Source organism: Bradyrhizobium sp. HKCCYLRH3059 (assembly GCF_051168035.1).
Taxonomy (GTDB): domain Bacteria; phylum Pseudomonadota; class Alphaproteobacteria; order Rhizobiales; family Xanthobacteraceae; genus Bradyrhizobium.
In genome coordinates this window covers 452,221-475,691 of sequence record NZ_JBNPUF010000007.1, presented here as the reverse complement: position 1 = coordinate 475,691, position 23,471 = coordinate 452,221, and the positions used below count along the sequence as shown (strand labels likewise).

The following is a 23,471-nucleotide window of genomic DNA, read 5'->3' as shown; positions in this document are numbered from 1 at the left end:
GTTACCTACTCCGGATTGATGAGCACGTGTCCTAGCATGCGGGAGCTTCGTTTCACGTTGCGCGGCTTTCGCGCGGTTTTGGTTGCAGCGCTGCTGGCGCTGTCGGCCCATGCGGCATTTGCCGGCGACTCCGCACCGGCCGATCAGATCTCGGCGTTTCGGCTCGCGCATGGCGAAGGCCGCGTGACGCGCGACGCGACGCTCGACCGCATCGCGATGGAGCAAGCGCGCGCGATGGCCGACAAGGACGATCTCAGCCACGAGGTGCTCGGTCCCTTCACCCGCCGTGTGGCTCCGTCGAAGGCCGGCCGCGCGGCCGAGAACATCGCCTATGGCTACGACAATTTCGACAAGACGCTGGGGCAGTGGATCAACTCGGCGGGGCACCGCAAGAACCTGCTGCTTCCCAAGGCGACCAAGGTCGGCATCGCCAGCGCAAAGAACGCCAGCGGCAAGCGCACCTATTGGGCGATGGTGATCGCGGGCGACTACGAGACCGACAGGCCGAAGAGCAAGGCCAAGGCCGTCGTCGCGCAGGCCGCGACCCGATCCGCGAAAGGCGACGCCAAGCCGGCGACGCGCTGGGGCGCCAAGCCGCCGGCGTCCGCCTCCAAGGACTGCCACCTCAGCATCAAGGTGATCGGTCTCTGCATCTGAGTGCGTGGGCCTCGGCTGGACGCCACGCCTGCCGCGCGATCACGGCGTTGTGCGAACAGCGCACGTTGTCGGGGTGAGCTTTATCAGATATACAATCAATGGTTGTCTTTTGGGCAGCCACTATTGTGAAGATTTTTCATCTCATTTTGTAAGGAGACAATCATGGCAGTCATTGAGCAGACCTCGGCCACCAGCACCAATCCGCAGACCGTCTCGGCGTCCTACCAATGGTCGCTCACGTCCTACGAGGAGCAGGGCAATCTGTGGCTCAAGTGGAGCACGAACTCGCCGTTCCGCGCGCAGCAGGGGCAGATCTCCGTCTACAGCGGCAGCAGCTTCCCCTCCGATCCTCAGAAGGACCGCAAGGCCTGGTCGTGGGACAACGAGCACGGCGGCGGCTCGGGATGGGACACGGGCTTGCGCTACGGCTCCGACTGGCACTGCGCCTGGATCGCCGAGAAGAGCCCGAACGGGCCCTACGCCTACGTGGTCAAGCTCATCACCAAGGTCGCCTGAGCTGACGCGCGCAACCGTTAAAGGTGGGAGTCGCGAGCCCACGTGAGTGGCCGCGCTGAGACCTGTGCCTCAGCGCGGCTGCTTCTTCAGGTGCAGATAGCTGGGATCGAACTCGCCGATCGCGCATAGCCGCGTCCAGTCGTGCACCGTCAGCAGGCCGCTGCGGAAATCGACAGCGCGGCTGGCGCGCAGCTCGACCAGCGTGCGGTTGACCGTCGCGATCGCGATGCCCAGTGCCTCGCCGAGCTGCACCAGGCTGACCGGCAGCCGCAACTGATCGTGCCGGACATGGCCGAGCGCGCGGGCGCGATAGAACAGCTCGCAGAACATGTGCGCCATGCGCGCCGGCTTGCTCCGCGCGCTGTTGTTGGTGATGGCCTCGCGGAAGATCGACGCATCGATCAGCGTCTCGCGCCAGATCGCAAAGCCGAGCGTCGGCCGCCGGCTGATCGCGCGGGTCAGCTCCTTGTGCGCAACGCTCGCCACCACCGCCGGCCCGATCGCGCAGACGGCGTGATCCATGCAGTCGAGGAAGATCGACTGGGCGTCGGGCCAGTCACCGGGCATGTGAAAGGAGAGATACTGCCGCTGCCCGCCGGACAGCAGGTGATAGCGCGCCACCCATCCGGAGATCACGACGACGGAACGGTCCGGCTCGTCGCCCTGGCGGATGAGGTCCTCCTGATCGGCGAGCTCGCGCAAAGCGGAGCTGAAATTCCGGATCTCGGCGATGTCCTCTCCGGTCAGTTTCGAATGCTCCCTGAGCTTGTTGGTGACGATCCGGTCCGCATCCATGAAAATCCTACCGTCCGGGCGGGGTTGCGTATCAAATGAGACGACGGAGCCGGCGTTACCGACTAAGGTCGCCGTCAGCAGATGCGGTCGAAGGTTGCCGGTCGCCGCATCGGGAGAACAGCCGTGCCCCACATCGCGTTCCTCAACCGGCTCCGCCGATTGTTCGGTGGCGCGGGGCCGCATATCGAGACCATCGCAGCCGCCCTTGCCGACGGCCGCATCAAGCAGCCGGCTCATCCGATGTCGGATCAGGAGCTGTCGCGCGCCATCCGCGAGTTCCAGAGCCGGCCGGCGTCGGAGGAGGCCTTGAAGAAGCTCGCTGAGCGGCTGGAGGCCGCCAAGCCCGACGGCCCCTCGTGACGGCCCTCATGACGATTTGGCGGGATCCGGCTCCAGCAGGAACAGCATCAGCCGCACCAGTTCGTCCTCGAGCTCGCGTGTGCCGACGAGGCGATGTTCGCGCATGACGGCAGCCCGGATCGGGCCCAGCGCAGCGCGGACCAGGATGAAGCGGCGCGCGGCCGGCATCGCTTCGCTCCGCAATCCCACCGTCGCGATCAGCCGTTCGGTCATGCGGTCCACCATCTCGTGCAGCGCCTTCTGCAGCTCCGCGTCGTTGCCCAGCAGACCGAGAAGATAGCGCCGCACACGGTGACGGCCGGCGAACGGGGCGAAGCCCTGGCGCACCGCCGCGCGCACGATCGCCTCGCGTCCAAGCCCGCGATGCGCCTCCAGCGCCTCCCCGAACTCCGCCTCCTGTCGAGCGAACTCGCGCAGCACCAGCGCACGCAACAGTGAGGTCTTGTCCCTGAAATAGCTATAGAGCGTGCCGATCGAGAAGCCCGCGCGCTCGGCGATGGCGTTCGTGCTCAGGCCCTTGCCGCCGCCGCTCTGCAGAAGTTGAGCGGTTGCCTCGAAAATCACGTCGAGGGTCTGCCGCGTGCGCTTCTGCACCGGGGTTTTTCGAAGCATTTCAGGAGCTTGCTGCACGGTCTGGACCTCGGCTGGCGGACGGGCGAAATCGAGTAGGCGTTGCTGCCGGCTCGGGTTAGATCAGAGCCCGCATGCGGGCGGCCGGACACTGAGTGGATGTGCTCCGGACCGAGCCCGCTTGCGCCGGGCTGAACCTCATTTGAACGAAGGACTGATTGCCATGCTGCGCGTCGCATTCCCGTTTGTCACATTCGTCGCCGTCTCCCAATGTCTTCTGTCGCAGGCCGCGCTGGCCGGCAACCGCGCCGCCGCCGACAGCTGTGCCGCCAAGCTGTCGCCCGTGGCGAAGCAGATCTACGACGTCGCAGCTCCTGCCATCGGCCCGGACAGCGTCGTCAAGGACGTGATCGTCGAGCGTGTCAGGCCGCTGGTGATGGCCGGCAAGTTCGATCGCGACACCGCCCGCGCCAACGCCACGCCGGCCGGCGAATGCCTGGTGCTGCTCAAGTAGGTCGCGCCGCGCCCCGAAAGGTTTGGAGGCTGCGACAGGTCATCACGCCGCAGCCTCCCGGCGCGGCGGTGTCCGGGCAACCCGGCTTGGCAAGTTCAGCCGACTCGCGCATCACTCGCTGATGCTGGACCTTCTCTCCCGTCACTGGGTTGCCGGTGCCGCGTTCATGGCCGCAGCGCTGCTGGCGCTGGTACCGCTGCTGGCGGCCGACTGGCCGCTCGCGCTGCTGCTGATCTTCCTGCATTCGCCGGGCTACATGATCCATCAGGTCGAGGAGCACACCGGCGACCGCTTCCGCAGCTTCGTCAACACCGTGATGTTCGGCGGCCGCGAGGCGCTGACCACGATCGACGTGCTCTGGGTCAATTGCGGCGCGGTCTGGGGCATCGACCTGATTGCGCTCTATGTCGCCTGGATCGCCGGCCCGGCCTGGGCGCTGGTCGCGCCCTATCTGATGCTCGTCAACTCGCTCGGCCATATCGGTCCGGCGCTGCGCTTCCGTGGCTACAATCCCGGCCTCGTCACCGGCATCGTGCTGTTCATTCCGCTCGGCCTCGTGACGGTCCTCACCATCCCGGCGACGGCTGCCCAGCATGCCCTCGGCTTCGGCCTGTCGCTGCTACTGCACGTCATCATCGCGGCCAACGCCATCCGGCGCGCGTCGCATGCCCGCGCCGCAGCCTGAGCGCGCGGCCTCATTCGCCGGGAACGAGCTGGACAGCGCGTGCCGACTGCGTCGGCCGCCGCAAGCGCCGCCGCGACAGATAGAGCAGCGTGCCCGTGACAGCGAACAGCGGCATCAGCGCGGCGGCGAGCATGAAGGCGAGCTGGCCGGGCCAGCCGAGAATGCTGCCGCGGTGGATATCCAGGATGCGGGCGAGCACGCGCTCGCCGGCGGTCTTGTCGGCGTAACGCTCGGCCGCGAGCAGCCGGCCCGTCGCGCCGTCGATACGGAATTCGTCGCGCCGGCCGTCATGCGCCTCGCTCGGCCAGGCGCGCACGCGCACCGCCGCGCCGGCGCCCGCCGGCAAGGTGAGCTGCATCACCGCGAAGCGATCCCCGATCTGCTCACGCAACGTGGCCCAGACCAGATCGAGCGCGACAGGCTTTGCTTCTGCAGACCCGGAGCGACCCTCGCGCGGAGCCTTGCCCGGCATCGGCGCTCCTGATGTCGCCGGCGCGAGCAGCCAGGTCAGGCCGTCCTTGTACCAGGCGTAGGAATAGGACAGCCCGGTCAGCGCGATCACCAGATAGACCGGCAGCACCCATGTGCCGATCACGCTGTGCAGCGAGCGATGCAGGCCGCGGCCGCTCAGTCCGAGCTGCGGCTTCAGCCACAGTGCTGCGCTGCTCGCCCGACGCGGCCAGCGCAGCACGAGGCCCGTGATCAGCAGCACGACGAGTCCGAGCACCGCGGCGCCGGTGATCTGGCGGCCGGCGCCGTTGCCGTCGCCCGGCAGCAGCAGCCAGCGATGCAGGTGGCGCACGGTCGTGAAGAACGCCTCGCCGCGGGGCTCACCGAGCACGCGGCCGTCATACGGATCGACCAGCAGCGAGGAGGAGCGGCCGCCGTCATCCTTGCGCGCGAAGCGGACGAGCGCGGCGACGGAGGGATCGCGCGACAGCGTGATCGCCGAGACCTTGCCGAGCGCCGGATCAGCCTGCAGCCGCGCCACCAGCTCGGCGGGCGAAAGCGGCGCTTCCGTACGCGGCGCGACGTGGGACAGTTTGGCGTTGAGACCGGCCTGGATCTCGTCCTCGAAACCCATGATCGCGCCGGTGATGCCCAAGAGGGAGAGGATCAGCGCGGCCGCAAGACCCAGGACAGAGTGGATCTGCAGCAGCGCGGGTTTGATGCTGAAGGACGTCACGCACGCTTCTCCTTGGCTCAGAACTTCACCGTCGCCGACAGCGACACCCGCCTCGCATCGCCGACCGCGACGGTCAGCGCGCTGTTGGCCGAGGGGTAGTAGACGTTGTCGAACAGGTTCTTGACGTTGAGCTGGTAGAGCACCGGCAGGTTATGGTGCTTGGTCTCGTAGCTCGCGAACACGTCGGCGACGACGTAGGACGGCAGCACGAAGCTGTTGGCGGCGTCGCCGGCGCGGTCGCCGACATAGCGCGCGCCGCCGCCGAGCCTGAGCTGGCCCGGCAGCGCCGTGCCGAAATCGTAGACGAGGTAGAGCGAGGCGGTGTTGAGCGCGACGTTCTGCAGGCGGTTGCCGCGATAGACCGGGTCGTCCGTGACCCTGGCATCGGTGTAGCCGTAGCTTCCGATCATGGTCCAGTGCTCGGCGATCTTGCCGCTGACGTCGACCTCGGCGCCGCGCGAGCGCACCTTGCCGGCGGTGGTGTATTCGACGACGTTGCTGGCATTGGTCTGCGACACCAGCACGTTCTGCTTGTCGATGTCGTAGACCGCGACGGTACCGGACAGCCTCTTGTCGAGATCGAACTTGAAGCCGGTCTCCCACGCCGTGCCTTGCTCCGGTGCGATGTTGGAGCCGAGCACCACGCCGCCCGTGAGCGGCGCGATGGTCGAGTTCGGTTTCAGGCTCTTGGTGTAGCTGGCGTAGAGCGACACCTGCTCGTTGAGCTTGAGGATGGCGCCGCCGAGCGGCAGCACGGTGTCGGCGGCGACGTTGGTATTGGCCTTGAACGGCCGGCCGCGGCCGGCGATCTGCTCGTAGTCCATGTAGCGCACGCCGCCGACGAAGGAGAGCTTGTCGGTGAGATGCAGCGTGTCCTGCACGAACAGCGAATACTGGCCGAGCTTGTCGGTCTGGTCGCTGTCGCTGGCCGAGACCAGCGTGCCGGGTTGGATCAGCCCGTAGACCGGGTTGTAGACATTGAACACGCTCGTGACCTTGTCGCGGATCAGGTCCTGGCGATAGATCGTGCGATATTGCGCGTCGCCGCCGAACAGCACCTCGTTGCGCAGGCCGCCGAGCCAGAAGGCGCCCTGGATGTAGGACGTGCCGTAGCTGACCCGGCTGAGCGAGCCCCAGGTGCCGTCGTTGCTGCGGGTCTCCTTGCCCTTCGCATCGATCGCGGTGATGCGCAGCTGGTTGGCGCTGGAGCTCTCGGTGTTGTAGCTGTAGGCCGCGGTGAGCTTCCAATCGTCGTTGAGCTTCTGCTCGACCGAGGCCTGGACCAGGTCGGACTGCCCCCATGTGTTGTTGAAGGGCTCGTCGAGCCGCCGCGTCGCGGGGATCGCGAGCGGTGCGCCATTTATGAAGGCGGTGCCGCGATCGAACGGGGTGATGAACTCGCGATGCTCGTAGTTGAGCTGGACCGTGGTCGTGTCGCCGTACCAGGCGAGCGACGGCGCCACCAGCATCTCGCGATGGCGGCCGAAATTGCGCCAGTAATCCTCGCTGACGCCGTAGCCGATGAAGCGATAGGCGAGGCCGCCGTCGCCGATCGGGCCGGTGACGTCGATCGTGCCGTCGGCGCCGGTCCGGTTGTTGGCATAGGCCGAGCCGAGGAGCGTCACCGAGCCGTGCTGATAAAGCTCGGGGCGCTTGCTGATGGTGTTGACGATGCCGCCGGGATCCATGATGCCGTAGAGCAGCGAGGCCGGGCCCTTCAGCACCTCGACGCTCTCCACGGCCGCATTGAGGCTGCGGCTCTGCACCAGCGGCAGGCCGTTGCGCATGATCGAGCCGTCGCGGTTGTCGCCGAAGCCGCGACGCATCACCGCGTCCTGCGTGCCGGCGAGCGTGTTGGCCTGGGTGACGCCGCTGATATTGGCGAGCGCGTCGTCGATGTTGCGCGGCAACTGGTCCCTGATCACCTGTTCGGGCACGACGTTGACGGATTGCGCGGTGTCGAGCGGCGAGGCGCCGCTGCGCAGCGTGGTCGCGCTCGGCATGGCGCGGTAGTTGAGCTTGGCGGCGTCGAGGACTACGGCCTCGGCCGCGGCGCGTTCCGCGCGTGTCGGCATCGGCGGCGGCGGCATCGCGCGTCGTGACGGTAGCGCGCGCGCCTGGCGCTGCGGCGCGCTGGCGGCGCTCGCAGGCTTGCGCTTCGGCGCCGGCACGTCGACCGTCACCGGCGGCAGCGTCGCCTGCGCAAACACGGGAGAGGGGGACCAGAGGAGGTCTGCGGTCAGAGCACTCACGAGCGCAATCGCGCCACGCATGCCGGTACGAGCGCGCGCATCGCGCCGGCCTTCACACTTCGTCATCGTCTACTGCACTTCCACGTCGCACCGTTCGAGGGAACGGTCAGCTCGATGCGACGTCTAGCAACGCAGTGCAGCGAAAGACACAACACGCCGGATTGAATTGCTCTAAGCCATGCGGTGTTGAATTGTTCTAATTGGTTCGGAGATGCGCAGGTCGCGGCGTCTTTGCGGCATTGCGCATTTGATGATCACGATCGACGCGGAGTGATCCATGATCGTGCACGATATGATGCGCGATAAGCGCTGCACCCAAGCTGCGGACGGAGCGCTGCTGGTCTCGTTTTCCGGGACTGCGTGCCGAGGACTCTCAACGCTTGGGACCGGTCGTTGATGCGGGCGCGCCCCCGAGCCTATTGTGCGGCGGCGAGTTCCAGCTCGGCCGGCTTGCCTGGTCCGATCAGCGGAATGTCCAGCGTGATGCGCGTGCCCTGCTGCGGCTGGCTGTCGAGCTCGATGCGGCCGCCGAGTGTGGATGCCACGAGGTTGAAGGCGATGTGCAGGCCGAGGCCGGCATTGCCCTTCTCGCGGCGCGTGGTGAAGAACGGGTCGAACACCCGCCCGCGAACCTGGTCGCGCATGCCGACGCCCTGATCGGCGCAGACGATGCGCACCGAATCGTCGCCGGGCTGTGCGACCTCCACGGTGAAGACGCCGCTGATGTCGCCGGGATAGGCATGCGTCGCCGCATTGAAGGCGAGGATGCTGATGACCTGTCCGAGTGCACCGGGATAGCTGGTGAGCACGATGCCCTCCGGGCAAGAGAGCACGACCGTCAGGCCCTGGCGCATCAACAGCGGGCGGAGCTTGGTGACGTGATCGGTCATCCAGCTCTGCAGCTCGAAGGTCTGCAGCGCCTCGTTGGCCTGGTCGACGGCGACCTGCTTGAAGCTGTGTACCATCTCGGAGGCGCGGTGCAGGCTCTGCGTCGTCAAATGCAGGCCCTGCTGCAGCCGAGCGACGCCCCTCGCCAGATCCGAGCGCCGCACCGGGCCGCCGCCAAGCATGCGCGCGATCGCCTCGACGTCGTCTTCCATCGCCGTCGACGTGGTCAGCGCCAGCCCGAGCGGGGTTGAGACCTCGTGGCCGACACCGGCGACGAGCTGGCCGAGCGAGGCCAGCTTCTCCGCCTGCACCAGATGGGCCTGCGTGGCATGCAGATCGCGGAGCGAGGCCTCGGAGCGCTCCTTCTCCCGCTGCAGCGCCTCCGCGGTGCGGAACTGCTTGCGCGCCTGGTACTCGCGCGCGCCGACGGCATAGAGCGAGAGCAGGCAGGCATTGCCGACCAGCGAATGATCGATGAAGCGCAGGCCGGGCGGCAGCGGCTCGGTCGCAAGACTCTCGGCCACCGCCAGCGCGCTCCAGCTCGTTGCACAGAAGATCGCGTAGGAGCCGGTGCGCAACGGCAGCATGGTGGAGACGAACAGGATGACGATGATCATGCCGGCCGCGGAGTAAGTGAAGCCCGACGGCAGCACCCAGTAGATCGTCGGCAGCACGCAACCGGGGATCACGCAATAGACCAGGTGAATCGGCTCGGCCCATCGGCGCGCCGGCGTCGACAGCAAAGCCGTCAGCGGCAGCAGCACCAGCGCGGCGGTCCCGCCGCGGATCGCGAACGTGGTCGGCACGATCTCGGGATAGAGCACCCAGTCCCACAGCGTGTAGCCGGCAAAGGTGAGGGCGCCGAGCAGCATCGCGATCTGCGTCCAGCCGGTGCTGCCGCGGACGTAATGGTCGACGAAACGCCGCTCCTCGACGGTATCCTCGAAACGGAGACCCAGACGCTCCAGCAATCCCAACATTATGCCACCGCAATCGAAAAACGATCCCCCGCCGCGGAGTGAGAGCCTCGGCGGGAGGGCAGACATACACGAGATGATCTGTTTGAGAAAACGACGGGAGATCGCATCCGCCGCCCGCGGCACGCAGAGCGCTATGAGAACTGTTCCAATTCTCGCCGTGCGGCATGTCTCCGCCCAGCCGAACGGAGCCGATCAGTGCTGCAGCATTTGCGCTCGACTTTCGTCAGGCTGCGCAGAGCCGCCGAGGACTCATGGCGCCGCATGACCCTCGACCACTACGTCCTTGCCGTAGCGGCCCTTCGTTCGGAACATCACCTTGTCGCCGTCGAAGCTGAGCCGCCAATTGCGCTCCTCGCCCTGGCCAATGAACTGGGCGTCGATCACGAAGGTCGTGGCGTCGATCCAGCTGCCCTTCATGGCCCGGTAGGTGAAGGGCTGCCAGGGATGGGGCGGCGCGGTCTTGCGATAGAGGCCATCGAGGCCGATCGGGCTCTGCAGATGCACCGTGCCTCCGGCGCGGTCCCGCGAGGGGATGTCCCAGGTGACCTGCGGTTCCGGTCCCGTGAGGTCCAGCTTGATCGTGTTGATGCCGAGCGGGCCGGGCGGGAAGCTGTAGGTCTTGCCCGAGATGGAAGCCGCCATCTCCGGCACGGCTCCGACCGGGCCTCGGGTTTCCGTCGCGACCTCGCGGACATCAGCGGCGAGCGCGGCTGCCGCTTCCGGCGCCGCAGGCAGGGCGCTGTCAGACGTCACAGTCGCCGAAATGGTGTTGGCGAGCTTGCGGAATGGACAGAACTCGCGCGCGGTCATCACCGCCACGATGTCGCGGTCGGGCAGTACCATGATGACCTGGCAGTGGTAGCCGACCGCCATGAACACGTGTTTGTCCGGCAGGGCCCAGAACTGATCGGCGTAGGAGAGCCCCGGATCGAACTTCGCATTCATGCTGACGGTGGCGTGGTTGACGGCTTCGATCCAGTCCGGCGGCAGCAATTGCTGCTCGCCCCAGCGGCCGCGCCGCAGATAGAGGTAGCCGATCTTCGCCATGTCGCGCGGCTTCAGCGCCAGCCCGAAACCGCCGGCGGAAATTCCCTGGGCATCCTTGAACCAGGCGTGCTCGGTGATCCCGAGCGGCCCAAACAGCCTCTCCTTGGCGAAGTCCTCCGCGCTCTTGCCGGTGAGCTTCGTGACGATCGCGGAGAGCAGATGCGAGTTGCCGCTGTTGTAGTAGAACGTCTCGCCGGGCGCTTGCGCCATCGGCCTGTCGAGGATGTACTGCACCCAATCCGGACTCCGGCCCATCTCGTAGAGGGATGTCTCGGCGCCGCCGCTATAACCCTCGTCCCAGTCGAACCCGGAGGTCATGTTGAGCAGGTGCTGCACCGTGAGCGCCTGCTTGCGCGCGTCGACATTGTCGATCTTGCGATCCTTGAAGAAGTCGAGCACCGGATGATCGAGACTGTCGAGCACGCCGTCCTTGAGCAGCATCGCAATCAGCGTCGAGACCACGGCTTTGGTCGCGGAATTGATGATGTGCGGCTCGTCGGCGTTGTACGGTGCATAGGACGCATCGAGCACGACCCGGCCGTGGCGCGCGATCAGCAGGCTGTCGAACCTCATCGCCTTACCGGAAGCGACGAGTTTTGCGAGGGCCGCCGAATCCATCCCTTCGTCCTCAGGCGTGGCGGTCGCCCAGTCGGATTGAGGAAAGCGGGCGAGGCTCAAGTCCTCGGCGAAGGCTGCGCTGGAGAAGAGCCGGGCCACCAGCAGCGCCGAGAACAACCAAAGTCCGGTCTTGAGACGCGCCATGTCGAATGTCTCCGATGAGCGACTTTCAGGTTATGGTATCAGAGGACCGCAATCCATCAAAGATTGTGTGATAGCCGGCGCGCACGTCGAAGAGCCGGCCCATTGCTCGGGCGTAGATTGAGATGAGGATTGAAGTGACCATGCAGGCCGGCATACTTCGACGTTTTCATGACGTTTTTCTTGGTGTTGCATTTGCCGTCGCGGCTCTGCTCACGGTCCTGGCGCGACCTGCTTCGGCCGAAGGCGAACGCGTGATCGCGGTGCCCGAGCTGCATGCGATGACGCCTGAGGCGGAAGATGATGCCGCCCTTCTGACGAGCGCGCTACGCGCGCGATTCCACGCAATGCCGTCGCTCCGGGTCGTCGAAGAGCCTGTCCCGATGGCAAGCCCAGGTCATCCGGATATTCTGCTGCCGCAATTCGAGAAATCGCGAGATCTGCACTTTGATCTCGTGCTGGTCGGCAATGCCGCGCTCCTCAGCGATGGCCGTCACAAAGTCTCGCTTCGGATTTGGAACGTCGAGAAGCAAACTCAACTCCTCGGGCAACAATACGTGTTTCGCGCATACCCCGGCCACGAGCAGGAGATTGCCAATGTAATCGGCGATGCGCTGGTCTCAGCCCTGTCGCAATAGGACTGGTGCTCATTCCGCCCAATACGCCCGCAGCACGGCCGCGATGCTCTGCGGCCGCTCGACGATGCTCCAGTGGCCGGCGTCCGGCTCGACATGAAGCCGCGCGCCGTGCGCTTGCGCGAACCGGCTGAGCGTGTCGAGCGGCACGAACGGATCCTGTGTGCCCGAGATCACCAGTCCACGCCGCGGCAGCTGTTCGAGCCGCGCGATCCAGTCGCCCTTGAAGCACAGACCGTCGGCGGAGCGATACAGCGCGAGGATCGCCCGGCGCATCGGAGCCTGCCATGCCGTGGCTTCGCGCGCCGCCAGCTCCGATGGCAATCCGCTCTGCCGGAACATCCGTGCCATGGCAGCTTGCGACGACACCGCCATGAATATCTCGCCGAGCACGGGCGTATTCCAGATCCGCGCGATGCGATGTCCCCGATAGTCCGGATCGAGTGCGCCGCCAGCGACCGCCCAGGAGCGCACCAGCCCCGGCCGCAGCGATGCCGCGCGCAGCACCAGCAGCGCGCCCCAATCATGCCCGACCAGGTCGAGCGGCCCGACCGCCGCATGCTGCGCTTCCAGCAGCGCGACCAGCCAGTCGGCGTAGGCGTCCTTGGTGCAGGCGAAGCCCGGAGGTGCATCGCCGTCGAAGCCGGGCAGGGCAGGCACTGCCACGGTCTCGCCGAGCGCCGCGATCAGCGGGCCCCAGATTGCGGGCGTGTCCGGCACGCCGTGGACGAAGATGCGGTTTGTCATGAGGTCATGGTACCACACGCTCGATCTTCGTATTCGACGAAATTTCCTCTTTCCTTTTTTCAGAAAACGTGCTTCTCTACGTCATCCCGCCTCATCGAAGAGGGGCGTACGCGTCGTCACGATACGTGGAGTGCGGGGAGCGATGGCCGTGAGGCGCCGGTGGACGACCGGCGTTTTGCGGACGGCGAAGTCGTGTGGTCCTGGCCTCCCGATGCTGAGGTCAAGTTCGTGCCGTTGCGCGAAGCAGCGGTGCGGATGATGGGGGCAAGAAAGCCCGGTCCCCAGGGAGAGCGCGAAGTAAGCCGTAAAGCCGTTGCGCAGGGAAGGCCGGGATGTCCTGGCCGATCCTGTGGTTCCTGCCCCGTGCATTTTCTATCGCACGGGGGCCGCGGGTGTCGGCAGACGCCCGGTCTTCCCTGCACCCTCTGATGGAAGAGGGTACGATGCGGGTGAACAACTCGGGCACGGATGTGTCGCGGGAGCGTGAAATGCGTGCTGGTGCAGATGCCGACAACCACACCCTCACCGTCATCCCGGACAAGCGCGCGGTCACGCGTGCGCCGATCCGGGATCCATAACCCCAGGGAGATCTGCGAGGCAGGATGGCCGCTCCAACTCGCCCAGCCAAATCCGCCGCGGCGTACGGATCCCGGGTCGGCGTTCACCAACGCTGGCGCGTTGGCGGCCTTGCCCGGGATGACACTGTTCATAGGGAGAGATTTATAGGGAGAGCGGCGCGGGACTGCCCGAATACGTCACCTCTCCTGACCATTATTCGGCGTTGCGAGACCCTCCCATTCCCAGTAAAAGCGCTGTCGAGGGCACCTCGGCAACAAACCGTCAACGGTTTTGCCGCACAGTTTTCGTGTTCTCGCAAAGGGTTTGGCAATGCTGATTCGCAGCGCAGAGATCGAGGCCATCGCCGGGGCAGACGCCCGGACGATCGCGCTCGCCGCGCTGCAGCCCGCCGACCTGATCGGCGCGATCGAGCTTCTGCTTCTTAGCTGCCCCTGAGGGCCGGCTGGGCGGGATGCGCCTGGGCACTCAGGGGGCTGCTTCGACACCGAAACACCCTTCAGCGCCTCTGGAAGCCACGCGCACCACCCGAAAAGTTCGAGGAAAGCAGATGTCCAATCCCGTTCAGTCCGACAAGGACCGCGTCGTCATTTTCGACACCACTTTGCGCGATGGCGAGCAGTGCCCCGGCGCCACCATGACGTTCGAGGAGAAGCTCAACATCGCCGCCATGCTGGACGGCATGGGCGTCGACATCATCGAGGCCGGCTTCCCGATCGCCTCCGACGGTGACTTCGAGGCCGTCAACGAGATCGCCAAGCGCACCCAGAACGCCGTGGTCTGCGGCCTGTCGCGCGCCGGCGCCAAGGACATCGACCGTTGCGCCGAGGCGATCCGCCCGGCCAGGCGCGGCCGCATCCACACCTTCCTGTCCACCTCGCCGGTGCACATGAAGTACAAGCTGCAGATGGACCCGCAGCAGGTCTACGAACTGGTGATCTCCTCGGTGACCCGCGCGCGCAACCACACCGACGACGTCGAATGGTCGTCCGAGGACGGCACCCGTACCGAGTTCGACTTCCTGTGCCGCTGCGTCGAGGCCGCGATCAGGGCCGGCGCGACCACCATCAACATTCCGGATACCGTCGGCTATGCCGTGCCGGAGGAGTATTACGACCTGTTCAAGCGCGTGCGCGAGAGCGTGCCGAACTCCGACAAGGCGGTATTCTCGGTCCATTGCCACAACGACCTGGGCATGGCGGTCGCCAACTCGATGGCCGGCGTGCGCGCCGGCGCCCGCCAGATCGAATGCACCATCAACGGCATCGGCGAGCGCGCCGGCAATGCGGCCCTGGAAGAGGTCGTGATGGCGATGCGCGTGCGCAACGACAAGCTGCCGTACTGGAACAAGATCGACACCACGCAGCTCACCCACGCCTCCAAGGTGGTCTCGGCCGCGACCTCGTTCCCGGTGCAGTACAACAAGGCCATCGTCGGCCGCAATGCGTTCGCGCATGAGAGCGGCATCCATCAGGACGGCATGCTGAAGAACGCGCAGACCTACGAGATCATGCTGCCGGAGACGGTCGGCGTGAAGCAGACCTCGCTGGTGATGGGCAAGCATTCCGGCCGCCATGCCTTCATCCACAAGCTGGAGGAGATGGGCCACAAGCTGGCGGGCAACCAGGTCGAGGACGCCTTCGTCCGCTTCAAGGCTTTGGCCGACCGCAAGAAGCACATCTATGACGAGGACATCGAGGCGCTGATCGACGAGGGCATGGTGAGCGCCCATGACCGCATCAAGCTGCTGTCGCTGTCGGTGATTGCGGGCACCCGCGGCCCGCAGCGCGCCACCATGAAGCTCGACGTCGACGGCGTGACCAAGATCGAGGAGAGCGAGGGCAACGGGCCGGTCGATGCCGTCTTCAACTGCATCAAGTCGCTGGTGCCGCACGAGGCCAAGCTGGAATTGTACCAGGTCCATGCCGTGACCGAGGGCACCGATGCGCAGGCCGAGGTCTCGGTGCGGCTGTCGCAGGACGGCCGCTCGATGACCGCGCGCGCGGCGGATCCGGATACGCTGGTGGCCTCGGCCAAGGCCTATCTGGGGGCGCTCAACAAGCTGGTCATGAAGCGCCAGCGCGACGTGGCGCAGGGCGCGGGTACGGCGGCCGCAGCGGCGAGCTGAGTTCACGATCGTCGGTTGGGCCGAACCTTGCTTCGTCATTCCGGGGCGACGCGCAGCGTCGAACCCGGAATCCCGAGCTTGGCTTGCGCCCGCGCCAATAACCTCCGGATTCCGGGCTCAGCCGCTTGCGCGGCTGCCCCGGAATGACAGTCACCACCACTTTTTGCGCTGCGGCATGGGAATCCCCGCCTCTGCGGCTAACGGTCAATGGCATTCCGGCCGTCGACCCGCTAACAATGTCCTTGGCATACAAAGCGGGGGCGTCATTGCAATGTCCCCCGAAACGTCGGGAGGACACCTTGCACTTCAAGTTTCGCCACGTGATCGCCACCGCCGCCTCGCTCGCGGTGCTCGCTCTGGCCGGCCCGGCCCTCGCCGCCGACAATCCGATCGTGATCAAGTTCAGCCACGTGGTGGCCTCGAACACCCCGAAGGGCCTCGCCGCCGACAAGTTCAAGGAGCTGGCCGAGAAATACACCGACGGGAAGGTCAAGGTCGAAGTCTATCCGAACTCGCAGCTCTACAAGGACAAGGAAGAGCTCGAGGCGCTGCAGCTCGGCGCGGTGCAGATGCTGGCGCCTTCGAACTCCAAGTTCGGCCCGATCGGCATCAAGGAATTCGAGGTGTTCGATCTGCCCTACATCCTGCCCGACCTCGCCACCCTGCGGAAGGTGACCGACGGCCCGCTCGGCACCAGGCTGCTGAAGCTGCTCGAGCCCAAGGGAATGATCGGGCTCGCCTACTGGGACAACGGCTTCAAGCAGATGAGCGCCAACAAGAAGCTCGTCGATCCCGCCGACTACAAGGGTCTGAAGTTCCGCATCCAGTCCTCGAAGGTGCTGGACGCGCAATTCCGCACCCTCGGCGCCATCCCGCAGGTGATGGCCTTCTCCGAAGTCTACCAGGCGCTGCAGACCGGCGTCGTCGACGGCCAGGAGAACACGCCCTCGAACATCTATACCCAGAAGATGCACGAGGTGCAGAAGTACATCACGCTGACCAATCACGGCTACATCGGCTACGTCGTGGTCGTGAACAAGAAGTTCTGGGACGGCCTGCCGCCGGATATCCGCGCCGCCTGCGAGAAGGCGATGAAGGAAGCGACCGCCTACGGCAACAACCAGTCGGCGAAGGAGAACGACGACGCGCTCGAGGAGATCCGCAAGTCCGGCAAGACCGAGCTGGTCAAGCTGACGCCGGCCCAGGACGAGGCGATGCGCAAGGCGATGATGCCGGTGTACAAGGACGTCGCGGGGCGCGTCGGCCAGCCGCTGATCGACGAGTTCCTGAAGGAGACGCGCGGCTCGACCAACTGATGGCGTGAGACGAGCGGTGCGCGGACAATGGCCCGCGCACCGAGGGGGCGAAGCACTCGGCGCGCAAGAAGGCAGACGGCGCAGCCAAGCGCCGCGGACGTTTTGATTGTGGGGGAGGGGACTTGGGCTTTCTGTTGCGCATCCTCGATCGGCTCGAGGAGATCCTGATCGCATTCCTGATCGCGGCGGCGACCTCGATCATCTTCGTGGCCGTGCTGCACCGCTATCTGGTCGGCGTGCCCTTCCTCTATCCCATCCTGTTTCCGATCGACCTGTCCTGGGCACAGGAGCTCTGCATCTACATGTTCGTGTGGATGGCCAAGTTCGGCGCCGCCTACGGCGTGCGCACGGGCATCCATGTCGGCGTCGACGTCGTCGTCAACATGATGCGGCCATCGCTGCGCAAGGTGACCATCCTGTTCGGCCTGCTGTGCGGAGCGCTGTTCACCTCCATCATCGGCACGATGGGCGCCAAGTTCGTCTACGGCCTGTCGCAGACCGACCAGGTGACGCCCGACATGGAGCTGCCGAGCTGGCTGGTCTATCTCTGCATCCCGCTCGGCTCCTATCTGATGTGCTTCCGCTTCCTGCAGGTCGCCTGGCACTATCTGCGCCACGACGAGCTGCCGCATCACGACCACGCCTATGTCGAAGGCGTCGACCCGACGGCGACGGAGGCGCTGCGATGAGCAGCCTCCTCATCTTCAGCCTGCTCATCTTCCTGATGCTGACGGGCATGCCGATCTCGATCGCGCTCGGCCTCACCGTGCTGTCGTTCGTGTTCTTCATGACGAACGTGCCGACCGAATCGGTCGCGCTGAAGCTGTTCACGGGCATCGACAATTTCGAGATCATGGCGATCCCGTTCTTCATCCTCGCCGGCAATTTCCTGACCCATGGCGGCGTCGCCCGAAGGATGATCAACTTCGCGACCTCGATGGTCGGGCACTGGTATGGCGGCCTCGGCCTTGCCGGCGTCGTGGCCTGTGCGCTGTTCGCCGCCGTCTCCGGCTCCTCGCCGGCGACCGTGATCGCGATCGGCTCGATCATGCTGCCGGCGATGGTCAAGCAGGGCTTTCCCAAGCGCTTTGGCGCCGGCGTCATCACGACGTCAGGCGCGCTCGGCATCCTGATCCCGCCCTCGATCGTGATGGTGGTCTATGCGGTCGCGACCGGCGGCAGCATCGCGCTCGATCCGGCCGGTCATCGCGTCTCCTCGGCCTCTGTCGGTCAGCTGTTCATCGCCGGGGTTATCCCCGGGCTGATGCTGGCGAGCCTGCTCGGCCTCACGACCTTCTACCGGGCCTGGAAGAACGACTATCCACGGATGCCGCGGGCGAGCTGGGCCGAGCGCTTCACGGCCTTCCGCAAATGCGTCTGGGGCCTGCTGCTGATCGTGATCGTGCTCGGCGGCATCTACACCGGCAAGTTCACGCCGACCGAGGCCGCGGCCGTCAGCGCCGTCTATGCCTTCGTCATCGCGGTGTTCGTCTATCGCGACATGTCGCTGAAGGACGTGCCGAAGGTGCTGCTCGGCTCGGCCAACATGAGCGCGATGATCCTCTACATCATCACCAATGCCGTGCTGTTCTCGTTCCTGATGGCCAATGAGAACATCCCGCAGCAGATCGCCAACTGGATGGCGGCGGCTGGCGTCAACTGGATCGTGTTCCTCTTGGTCGTCAACATCCTCCTGCTGCTCGCCGGCAACGTGATGGAGGCGACCTCGATCGTCTTGATCATGGCGCCGATCCTGTTCCCGGTCGCGGTCAAGCTCGGCATCCATCCGGTGCATCTGGGCATCCTGATGGTGGTCAACATGGAGGTCGGCATGTGCCACCCGCCCGTCGGGCTCAACCTCTACGTGGCCTCCGGCATCGCCAAGATGGGCATCACCGAACTGACCATCGCCGTCATGCCCTGGCTGCTGACGATGCTCGGCTTCCTCGCGCTCGTCACCTACGTGCCGGAAATCTCGCTGTGGTTGCCGCGCATGCTGGGGATGCTTTGAGGCGCGGCAACAAACTGAAACTGATTTGCAAAAACAGAAAGGTATTTGAAGCAATTACATCTTCGTAAGGTCGTACACTCTGTCCAAACTGTAAGTTGAAGGCGCGGAACGGCAGGCTCATGCTGATCCGAGTTTCCAAGGAGGTTGGCATGAGAAGGTTCACCATCGCCGCAGTCGCCGTGCTCGCCATCGCCGGCTCAACCGCGGTCTACGCCCAGCGCGGCTGGTTTCATGATCACATGCATCATGCGCGCATGAATCCGGAAGATCGCGCCGCCATGCTCGATGCGCGCATCGCTTCCGTCCATGCCGGCCTGAAGCTGACGGCGGAGCAGGAGAAATTGTGGCCGCCGGTCGAGAGCGCGGTGCGCGATCTCGTCAAGCTGCGGTTCGATCGTGCCAACGCGCGGATGAAGGCAGCCGACGAGGCGCAGGACAAGGATGTCGATCCGGTGGCGCGGCTGCGCGAGCGTGCCGACACCATGGCGGTCACGGCGGATGCGATGAAGAAGGTCGCCGACGCCGCCGACCCGCTCTACAAGACGCTCGACGATGGCCAGAAGCGCCGGCTGTCGATGCTGACCCGGCCGATGGGGCGCATGATGGGACCGGACGGTCTGCGCCATCACCGCTGGATGGAGCGCGGCGAGGGCGGCATGGAGGATGGTCCGCGCTTCGGCGAGCATCGCTTCGGCCCGGGACCGATGGGCCACATGGGCTGGTCCGAGGAGGAACGCGAGTCCGGGCGGCTTTGACAGCCGTTTGACGATCCTTCTGATTTCATTTGGGGAAAACCGCCGCCCGCCGGCGGTTTTTCTGCATCGAAAGTGCCGAAAAATGCTCAGGGATCGCTGGACATCCTGGAATCGCTTTGCTAAACGACCGGCTCTCGCGGAAGGCTTTCTCCGGATGCAAGATCCGGGCGCATAGCTCAGTTGGTAGAGCAGCTGACTCTTAATCAGCGGGTCCTAGGTTCGAGCCCTAGTGCGCCCACCAAGCCTTTCAAAGACTTATGCAGAAACACCGTCTGAGGTTGAAAAACTAACGGTTTTTCAGACGGTGTTTTTCGACAGTCTGCTCTCAATAGTTTGAAAGGCGAACCAGGGGACGTACGGCTAGCCAGCCGCGATCTTCGGTGGCGTCCAGCCTCAATGTCTTTGAACGTTGATTGGTGCCGTCGGGGTGCACCTCAGGCACCATGGCCGCGAGCGTTCGCTCCGACGTCCCAACTCTTGTCCTCTGGATCGGCGCCGACCAGCCGGTATGGGCGACACGGATCAGACGCCTGGGTGTCGGCACCTCGCGTCGTTTTCCGCAACGACGCAAGCGACCCTTCGCCGTGACCTGCGGACCGTTCTGGAGCCAGGATGCGCCACTCGCGCGCGCGAGGTGGCCAATCAGATGACGCCGCCGAGCCGAAGCCTGACAGCTACCGTAGCGCTTCTCGAAGAGCTGGCCGCCACGCGCGCGTGATTCGCCGCCGGCCTGCTGATTGGCCCCAATTGCCACATCCCAATCTGCTCCCAATTCCTCTAAAAACCATGGACGAGCCGCCCACGAACTCACGGCGCGGAAAACCTCGCCTGGAAGCCGCCCTGCGCTCCAGGCAAAGGGGATGTCAGGACAAGCTCGGCCCCGACTCCGGAGGCGATGGCTTTTGCAATGGCGAGGCCCAATCCCGAGCCGTCGGCATCGGTGCTGCCACGCTCGAACGGGCGAGACAAGCGTTCCAGCAACTCCGGCGGAACGGCTGTTCCCTCATTTGTAACGGTCAGCACGCCAGTGTTGGAAAGAGCTACAACGACGGGCGCGTGGGGCGCTCCGTGCTTGAGGCCGTTCTCGATGAGATTGCGCGCTAGAATGGCAAAGGCATCTGTATCGATATCGAAAAGGACCGGCGTAGCAGGAATGTTGACGGCGAGCCGACCGGCCGCAGCCGGATCGCGCATCATCTCCCCGACGACCAGTTTCAGAACCGATGCGATGTCGGTCGTCTCCTTGCCCTGAAGCCGTCCACCTTCCGCCTTCGCGAGTTGCATCAACTTTTCAGACAATTGCGAAAGCCGCCGCAGCGCCACCTCGATCTGCTGGGCCCGGGTTCGGGCCGCGGTGTCCCTGGTCTCGGCGATGAGCCGTTGCGTCTGCGCGAGCGCGGCAGCCACCGGTGTCCGTAGTTCGTGCGCGGAATTGGCCGTGAAACTTCGCTCAGCTTCCAGCGCGCGTCGAAGCTTCTCCAGGAGGCCGTTCACGGCACCGGCGATCGGTCCGATCTCGGAGGGCAGTCCCGCGGCTGGAACCGAGGACAGATCGCCGGTGCCGCGCGCTTCAATGTCGCTTCGTAGGCGCCTGACCGGGGTCATCGAAACGCGCACGACGCCCCATACGGCGAGAAGGCTGAGGGGAATGAGCAATCCCAACGGCCAGGCAAGCCCGAGGAGCGCCTGGTTCGCGACCTCGCGGCGATGTGTCAGCAGCTCCGCCACCGCGATCGTCATCGTGCCTCGCACTGCAGTGTCGAAGTAGATTCGATGGGTTGGGGTGTCGACAAACCCCATTTTGGAGAAAGGAGGAAAGATCGCGTCGTCGGCGCCGTGCGAGCGCAGCAGTACGGTGCCGCGCTCGTCGCGGACCACATAAGTGAAGTACTCGTCGTGCTGCCTCAGCGTAGCGATACGCTGAGACGTGCCGTCTGCCTCACGGCCGAGGATGTCGAGCACCGCAAGTGGAAGAATCCGCTGAGCCGTTTCCTCGAGCGCGCTATCGAATACTTCGTTCATTTCGTGACGCAGCCTTTGGCCGGTCACGACGGCTGCAACAATCCAAAGGAGTGCGACGCCGAGCCCGAGCCACAGCGAGATCTGCCACTGCAGACTACGCGGGCCTTTCATGAGGCGGTTCCCAGCCGATAGCCGAGACCTCGCACGGTCTCAATGACGGCGTGTCCGAGCTTCTTGCGAAGCCGGCTGACATGGACCTCGATGGTGTTGCTCTCGATCTCTTCGCCGAAGGAATAGAGCCGTTCCTCGAGCAGCGATTTGGACAAGACCTGCCGTGGACGCTGCAAGAAAGCCTCGAGCAGCACCCATTCCCGCGCTGTCAGGGCGATGCTCTTTCCTGCACGCGTCATCGACCGAGCGGCCAGGTCGATCTGAAGATCGCCAATTCGGATGAGCGGGTTCGGATTGCCGGCATAGCGGCGAGCGACGGCGTTCAGCCGCGCCGTAAGCTCCGAGAGATCGAAGGGCTTGATCATGTAATCGTCTGCGCCGGCGTTGAGCCCTTCGATCCGGTCGGACAATTGATCAAGCGCCGTTAGGATGATGACCGGCGTCACGTCTCCCTTGGCGCGTCGATCGCGCAGCAGTCCGATACCGCGGCCGTCCGGCAGCATGAGATCCAGGAGCAAGAGGTCATAGGCCGCGGTGCCAAGATATTCCCGTGCCGCATCCAAGCGGGTCACCCAGTCCACGGAATGGCCATCCGACACAATCTGGTCGCGTACTGCCGCCCCCAGAATCGTGTCGTCTTCGATCAGCAATATCCGCATCGGGTCATTCCGCGCACCCCGTCGACCTGTGAGGTTAGAGATAATCATAGAGGAGATTCTGACGTTGACCTGAAGCAAAAGTCGCGGCGTCTTCAGGTCAACGTCAGGAAACCGGCTCAAGAAGAAGGCAGGCAGGAGCCTTGAAGCGGGAGCAAGAGAACGTGAAGAGGACAGTGTTGATTGCCGCCATTCTGCTGGGGGCGCTGACCCCCGGCATGGCGCTGGCCGATGATGACGATTGCAGCGCGCCCATGGCGCAATGGCAGCCGCGCGAAGCGGTCGAACAAATGGCGAAAGCGCGCGGCTGGACGGTGCGCAGAATCAAGATCGACGATGGATGCTATGAGATCAGGGGACAGGACGAAGGCGGTCGCGCCATCGAGGCAAAGGTTGATCCTGCATCTCTGGCTGTGATCCGCGTGAAGCAAAAACGCGGAGAGCACGACAAGGATCATGATGAAGGTGACCGAGACCGGCGAGGCGATCAGTCGGGACCAGGACGAGCAGCCGCGCCTTCGGCGCCGCCCCCCAACGGACTTATTCAGGGCGGCACGGCCCCCAAGGTCCAAGTTCAATAGCGGTCCGGAAGCGACGAGCATCGTGGGACGCAAAAGGCTGGCCCGACCGACGGACATCGCCTGAATCGAGCGAACGCGACATCGCGTTCTAGCGCGCCCCGCGTCGTGCGGGGCGTTTGCTTTTGCAGAGAGCGCCAACCTGACGGCGACCTGAAGCAGAATCGGATCGGCCTTCAGGAGCACGTCAGCCGCGCCATTCAGTTATGGCGCGATAGAAACGCCACTGTCGGAGACAGAAATGAGATCGATGATTGCCGCCCTTGCCCTGACCACCGCGCTGACCGCCCCCGGGCTGGCCATGGCGCGACCCGTCACGTTGACCACGACGCTCAACAACTACGGCGGGAACGGCGCGTATTTGGCGCTCTACGTGACCGACGCGACCGGAGCTTACAAAGGCACGCTGTGGATGGCGGGCTCCAAGTCCAAATATTACAGCCATCTCAGCGGCTGGGAGCGCAGTTCTCGTGGAAACCTTGCCGATATCAACGGCATCACCGGCGCAAGCGTCGGAGCCGGCCGTACGCTGAAAATCACGCTCGATCTTGCGGATGCGCTCTTCGATGCGGGCTACAAGCTGCATATCGACGCCGCCGCCGAGGACATGCGCGACAGCCCGTCCGAGGTGGTCGTTCCGCTGACATCCGCGGGCGCGGGCCGGCCGCTGGCAGGGCGCACCTACATCCGCTCGTTCGCTTACGACATGTAGCCTTAGGATGGGTGT

Annotated in this window: 24 protein-coding genes and 1 tRNA gene; 16 read left to right on the top strand and 9 right to left on the bottom strand. The window is 65.0% G+C overall.

The genetic code is table 11. The annotated features are described in order from the left end of the window. Window positions 1-36: 36 nt before the first annotated feature. Both ACQR13_RS23905 and ACQR13_RS23900 read left to right on the top strand, forming a co-directional pair. Entirely contained in the window at window positions 37-657 is a 621-nt protein-coding gene (locus tag ACQR13_RS23905; RefSeq protein ID WP_315752762.1) for a CAP domain-containing protein, read from the top strand. Between the two features lie 162 nt (window positions 658-819). Further along, complete coding sequence (locus ACQR13_RS23900; RefSeq protein ID WP_315713304.1) at window positions 820-1,173, top strand: hypothetical protein; 354 nt, start codon at window positions 820-822, stop codon at window positions 1,171-1,173. A 69-nt stretch (window positions 1,174-1,242) separates the two neighbouring features. Here the strand turns inward: ACQR13_RS23900 and ACQR13_RS23895 are convergent, their stop codons facing one another. Beyond that, window positions 1,243-1,968, bottom strand: a complete 726-nt coding sequence (locus ACQR13_RS23895; protein ID WP_316226126.1) for a Crp/Fnr family transcriptional regulator — start codon at window positions 1,966-1,968, stop codon at window positions 1,243-1,245. Between the two features lie 123 nt (window positions 1,969-2,091). Here ACQR13_RS23895 and ACQR13_RS23890 point away from each other — a divergent pair, with 123 nt between their 5' ends. Beyond that, window positions 2,092-2,328 (top strand): hypothetical protein, encoded by a 237-nt coding sequence (locus ACQR13_RS23890; protein WP_315825220.1) that lies wholly within the window; start codon window positions 2,092-2,094, stop codon window positions 2,326-2,328. Between the two features lie 6 nt (window positions 2,329-2,334). On the opposite strand, the gene ACQR13_RS23885 is transcribed toward ACQR13_RS23890, so the two are convergent. Then, window positions 2,335-2,940, bottom strand: a complete 606-nt coding sequence (locus tag ACQR13_RS23885; RefSeq protein ID WP_316201766.1) for a TetR/AcrR family transcriptional regulator — start codon at window positions 2,938-2,940, stop codon at window positions 2,335-2,337. A 181-nt stretch (window positions 2,941-3,121) separates the two neighbouring features. On the opposite strand from ACQR13_RS23885, the gene ACQR13_RS23880 reads away from it, so the two are divergent. Together ACQR13_RS23880 and ACQR13_RS23875 are read left to right on the top strand one after the other, a co-directional pair. Continuing rightward, window positions 3,122-3,412 carry a hypothetical protein gene (locus ACQR13_RS23880; protein ID WP_315713297.1) on the top strand — a complete coding sequence of 97 codons (291 nt, stop codon included), beginning with the start codon at window positions 3,122-3,124 and terminating at the stop codon, window positions 3,410-3,412. Window positions 3,413-3,533: 121 nt separating this feature from the next. Continuing rightward, window positions 3,534-4,097, top strand: coding sequence for an HXXEE domain-containing protein (locus ACQR13_RS23875; RefSeq protein WP_434863293.1), 564 nt, complete (start codon window positions 3,534-3,536; stop codon window positions 4,095-4,097). Between the two features lie 10 nt (window positions 4,098-4,107). On the opposite strand, the gene ACQR13_RS23870 is transcribed toward ACQR13_RS23875, so the two are convergent. From ACQR13_RS23870 to ACQR13_RS23855, 4 genes are all read right to left on the bottom strand, one after another. Beyond that, window positions 4,108-5,283 carry a PepSY-associated TM helix domain-containing protein gene (locus tag ACQR13_RS23870; protein WP_316226124.1) on the bottom strand — a complete coding sequence of 392 codons (1,176 nt, stop codon included), beginning with the start codon at window positions 5,281-5,283 and terminating at the stop codon, window positions 4,108-4,110. Window positions 5,284-5,300: 17 nt separating this feature from the next. Further along, window positions 5,301-7,601: a TonB-dependent siderophore receptor gene (locus ACQR13_RS23865; RefSeq protein WP_315769049.1), complete on the bottom strand. Its 2,301-nt coding sequence runs from the start codon at window positions 7,599-7,601 to the stop codon at window positions 5,301-5,303. A 350-nt stretch (window positions 7,602-7,951) separates the two neighbouring features. After that, entirely contained in the window at window positions 7,952-9,403 is a 1,452-nt protein-coding gene (locus ACQR13_RS23860) for a sensor histidine kinase (protein ID WP_315769047.1), read from the bottom strand. Window positions 9,404-9,652: 249 nt separating this feature from the next. Beyond that, on the bottom strand, window positions 9,653-11,212 hold the full coding sequence (locus tag ACQR13_RS23855; protein WP_315769045.1) for a serine hydrolase domain-containing protein: 1,560 nt from the start codon (window positions 11,210-11,212) through the stop codon (window positions 9,653-9,655). A gap of 134 nt (window positions 11,213-11,346) precedes the next feature. On the opposite strand from ACQR13_RS23855, the gene ACQR13_RS23850 reads away from it, so the two are divergent. Beyond that, window positions 11,347-11,847, top strand: coding sequence for a hypothetical protein (locus ACQR13_RS23850; RefSeq protein WP_409977971.1), 501 nt, complete (start codon window positions 11,347-11,349; stop codon window positions 11,845-11,847). 9 nt (window positions 11,848-11,856) lie between these two features. On the opposite strand, the gene ACQR13_RS23845 is transcribed toward ACQR13_RS23850, so the two are convergent. Further along, complete coding sequence (locus tag ACQR13_RS23845; protein WP_315752769.1) at window positions 11,857-12,591, bottom strand: alpha/beta fold hydrolase; 735 nt, start codon at window positions 12,589-12,591, stop codon at window positions 11,857-11,859. A 332-nt stretch (window positions 12,592-12,923) separates the two neighbouring features. Here ACQR13_RS23845 and ACQR13_RS23840 point away from each other — a divergent pair, with 332 nt between their 5' ends. The 8 genes from ACQR13_RS23840 (at window position 12,924) to ACQR13_RS23805 (ending at window position 19,618) form a co-directional block, all read left to right on the top strand. Continuing rightward, window positions 12,924-13,169, top strand: coding sequence for a hypothetical protein (locus tag ACQR13_RS23840; protein WP_315752770.1), 246 nt, complete (start codon window positions 12,924-12,926; stop codon window positions 13,167-13,169). Window positions 13,170-13,479: 310 nt separating this feature from the next. After that, window positions 13,480-13,605: a hypothetical protein gene (locus tag ACQR13_RS23835; RefSeq protein ID WP_284423887.1), complete on the top strand. Its 126-nt coding sequence runs from the start codon at window positions 13,480-13,482 to the stop codon at window positions 13,603-13,605. Window positions 13,606-13,717: 112 nt separating this feature from the next. After that, the gene (locus ACQR13_RS23830) at window positions 13,718-15,295 is read left to right on the top strand and encodes a 2-isopropylmalate synthase (RefSeq protein ID WP_315752771.1); all 1,578 of its coding nucleotides are present in this window, start codon (window positions 13,718-13,720) and stop codon (window positions 15,293-15,295) included. Window positions 15,296-15,594: 299 nt separating this feature from the next. Next, a complete protein-coding gene (locus tag ACQR13_RS23825; protein WP_315713282.1) occupies window positions 15,595-16,611 on the top strand; it encodes a TRAP transporter substrate-binding protein in 1,017 nt (338 codons plus the stop codon). A 122-nt stretch (window positions 16,612-16,733) separates the two neighbouring features. After that, window positions 16,734-17,300 (top strand): TRAP transporter small permease, encoded by a 567-nt coding sequence (locus tag ACQR13_RS23820; RefSeq protein WP_315752772.1) that lies wholly within the window; start codon window positions 16,734-16,736, stop codon window positions 17,298-17,300. Further along, window positions 17,297-18,622 (top strand): TRAP transporter large permease, encoded by a 1,326-nt coding sequence (locus ACQR13_RS23815; protein WP_315769041.1) that lies wholly within the window; start codon window positions 17,297-17,299, stop codon window positions 18,620-18,622. The genes ACQR13_RS23820 and ACQR13_RS23815 overlap by 4 nt, the downstream gene beginning before the upstream one ends. A 149-nt stretch (window positions 18,623-18,771) precedes the next feature. After that, entirely contained in the window at window positions 18,772-19,377 is a 606-nt protein-coding gene (locus tag ACQR13_RS23810) for a Spy/CpxP family protein refolding chaperone (RefSeq protein ID WP_315769039.1), read from the top strand. 165 nt (window positions 19,378-19,542) lie between these two features. Next, window positions 19,543-19,618: transfer RNA gene (locus ACQR13_RS23805), tRNA-Lys, on the top strand. 566 nt (window positions 19,619-20,184) lie between these two features. Here the strand turns inward: ACQR13_RS23805 and ACQR13_RS23800 are convergent. Then, window positions 20,185-21,510 carry a sensor histidine kinase gene (locus tag ACQR13_RS23800; protein WP_316225603.1) on the bottom strand — a complete coding sequence of 442 codons (1,326 nt, stop codon included), beginning with the start codon at window positions 21,508-21,510 and terminating at the stop codon, window positions 20,185-20,187. Then, window positions 21,507-22,169: a response regulator transcription factor gene (locus tag ACQR13_RS23795; protein WP_315713274.1), complete on the bottom strand. Its 663-nt coding sequence runs from the start codon at window positions 22,167-22,169 to the stop codon at window positions 21,507-21,509. The genes ACQR13_RS23800 and ACQR13_RS23795 overlap by 4 nt, the downstream gene beginning before the upstream one ends. A 140-nt stretch (window positions 22,170-22,309) precedes the next feature. Between ACQR13_RS23795 and ACQR13_RS23790 the strand changes: the two genes are divergently transcribed. Both ACQR13_RS23790 and ACQR13_RS23785 read left to right on the top strand, forming a co-directional pair. Then, on the top strand, window positions 22,310-22,747 hold the full coding sequence (locus tag ACQR13_RS23790) for a PepSY domain-containing protein (protein WP_315752776.1): 438 nt from the start codon (window positions 22,310-22,312) through the stop codon (window positions 22,745-22,747). Between the two features lie 238 nt (window positions 22,748-22,985). Further along, window positions 22,986-23,456 carry a DUF2271 domain-containing protein gene (locus ACQR13_RS23785; protein ID WP_315752777.1) on the top strand — a complete coding sequence of 157 codons (471 nt, stop codon included), beginning with the start codon at window positions 22,986-22,988 and terminating at the stop codon, window positions 23,454-23,456. Window positions 23,457-23,471: the final 15 nt, after the last annotated feature.

Bases quoted from the DNA above. Each gene is read 5' to 3' on its own strand.
- ACQR13_RS23905 (WP_315752762.1), top strand. From the start codon at position 37: ATGCGGGAGCTTCGTTTCACGTTGCGCGGCTTTCGCGCGGTTTTGGTT.
- ACQR13_RS23900 (WP_315713304.1), top strand. From the start codon at position 820: ATGGCAGTCATTGAGCAGACCTCGGCCACCAGCACCAATCCGCAGACC.
- ACQR13_RS23895 (WP_316226126.1), bottom strand. From the start codon at position 1,968: ATGGATGCGGACCGGATCGTCACCAACAAGCTCAGGGAGCATTCGAAA.
- ACQR13_RS23885 (WP_316201766.1), bottom strand. From the start codon at position 2,940: ATGCTTCGAAAAACCCCGGTGCAGAAGCGCACGCGGCAGACCCTCGAC.
- ACQR13_RS23880 (WP_315713297.1), top strand. From the start codon at position 3,122: ATGCTGCGCGTCGCATTCCCGTTTGTCACATTCGTCGCCGTCTCCCAA.
- ACQR13_RS23875 (WP_434863293.1), top strand. From the start codon at position 3,534: ATGCTGGACCTTCTCTCCCGTCACTGGGTTGCCGGTGCCGCGTTCATG.
- ACQR13_RS23865 (WP_315769049.1), bottom strand. From the start codon at position 7,601: ATGACGAAGTGTGAAGGCCGGCGCGATGCGCGCGCTCGTACCGGCATG.
- ACQR13_RS23860 (WP_315769047.1), bottom strand. From the start codon at position 9,403: ATGTTGGGATTGCTGGAGCGTCTGGGTCTCCGTTTCGAGGATACCGTC.
- ACQR13_RS23855 (WP_315769045.1), bottom strand. From the start codon at position 11,212: ATGGCGCGTCTCAAGACCGGACTTTGGTTGTTCTCGGCGCTGCTGGTG.
- ACQR13_RS23845 (WP_315752769.1), bottom strand. From the start codon at position 12,591: ATGACAAACCGCATCTTCGTCCACGGCGTGCCGGACACGCCCGCAATC.
- ACQR13_RS23840 (WP_315752770.1), top strand. From the start codon at position 12,924: ATGTCCTGGCCGATCCTGTGGTTCCTGCCCCGTGCATTTTCTATCGCA.
- ACQR13_RS23835 (WP_284423887.1), top strand. From the start codon at position 13,480: ATGCTGATTCGCAGCGCAGAGATCGAGGCCATCGCCGGGGCAGACGCC.
- ACQR13_RS23830 (WP_315752771.1), top strand. From the start codon at position 13,718: ATGTCCAATCCCGTTCAGTCCGACAAGGACCGCGTCGTCATTTTCGAC.
- ACQR13_RS23815 (WP_315769041.1), top strand. From the start codon at position 17,297: ATGAGCAGCCTCCTCATCTTCAGCCTGCTCATCTTCCTGATGCTGACG.
- ACQR13_RS23810 (WP_315769039.1), top strand. From the start codon at position 18,772: ATGAGAAGGTTCACCATCGCCGCAGTCGCCGTGCTCGCCATCGCCGGC.
- ACQR13_RS23800 (WP_316225603.1), bottom strand. From the start codon at position 21,510: ATGAAAGGCCCGCGTAGTCTGCAGTGGCAGATCTCGCTGTGGCTCGGG.
- ACQR13_RS23795 (WP_315713274.1), bottom strand. From the start codon at position 22,169: ATGCGGATATTGCTGATCGAAGACGACACGATTCTGGGGGCGGCAGTA.
- ACQR13_RS23785 (WP_315752777.1), top strand. From the start codon at position 22,986: ATGAGATCGATGATTGCCGCCCTTGCCCTGACCACCGCGCTGACCGCC.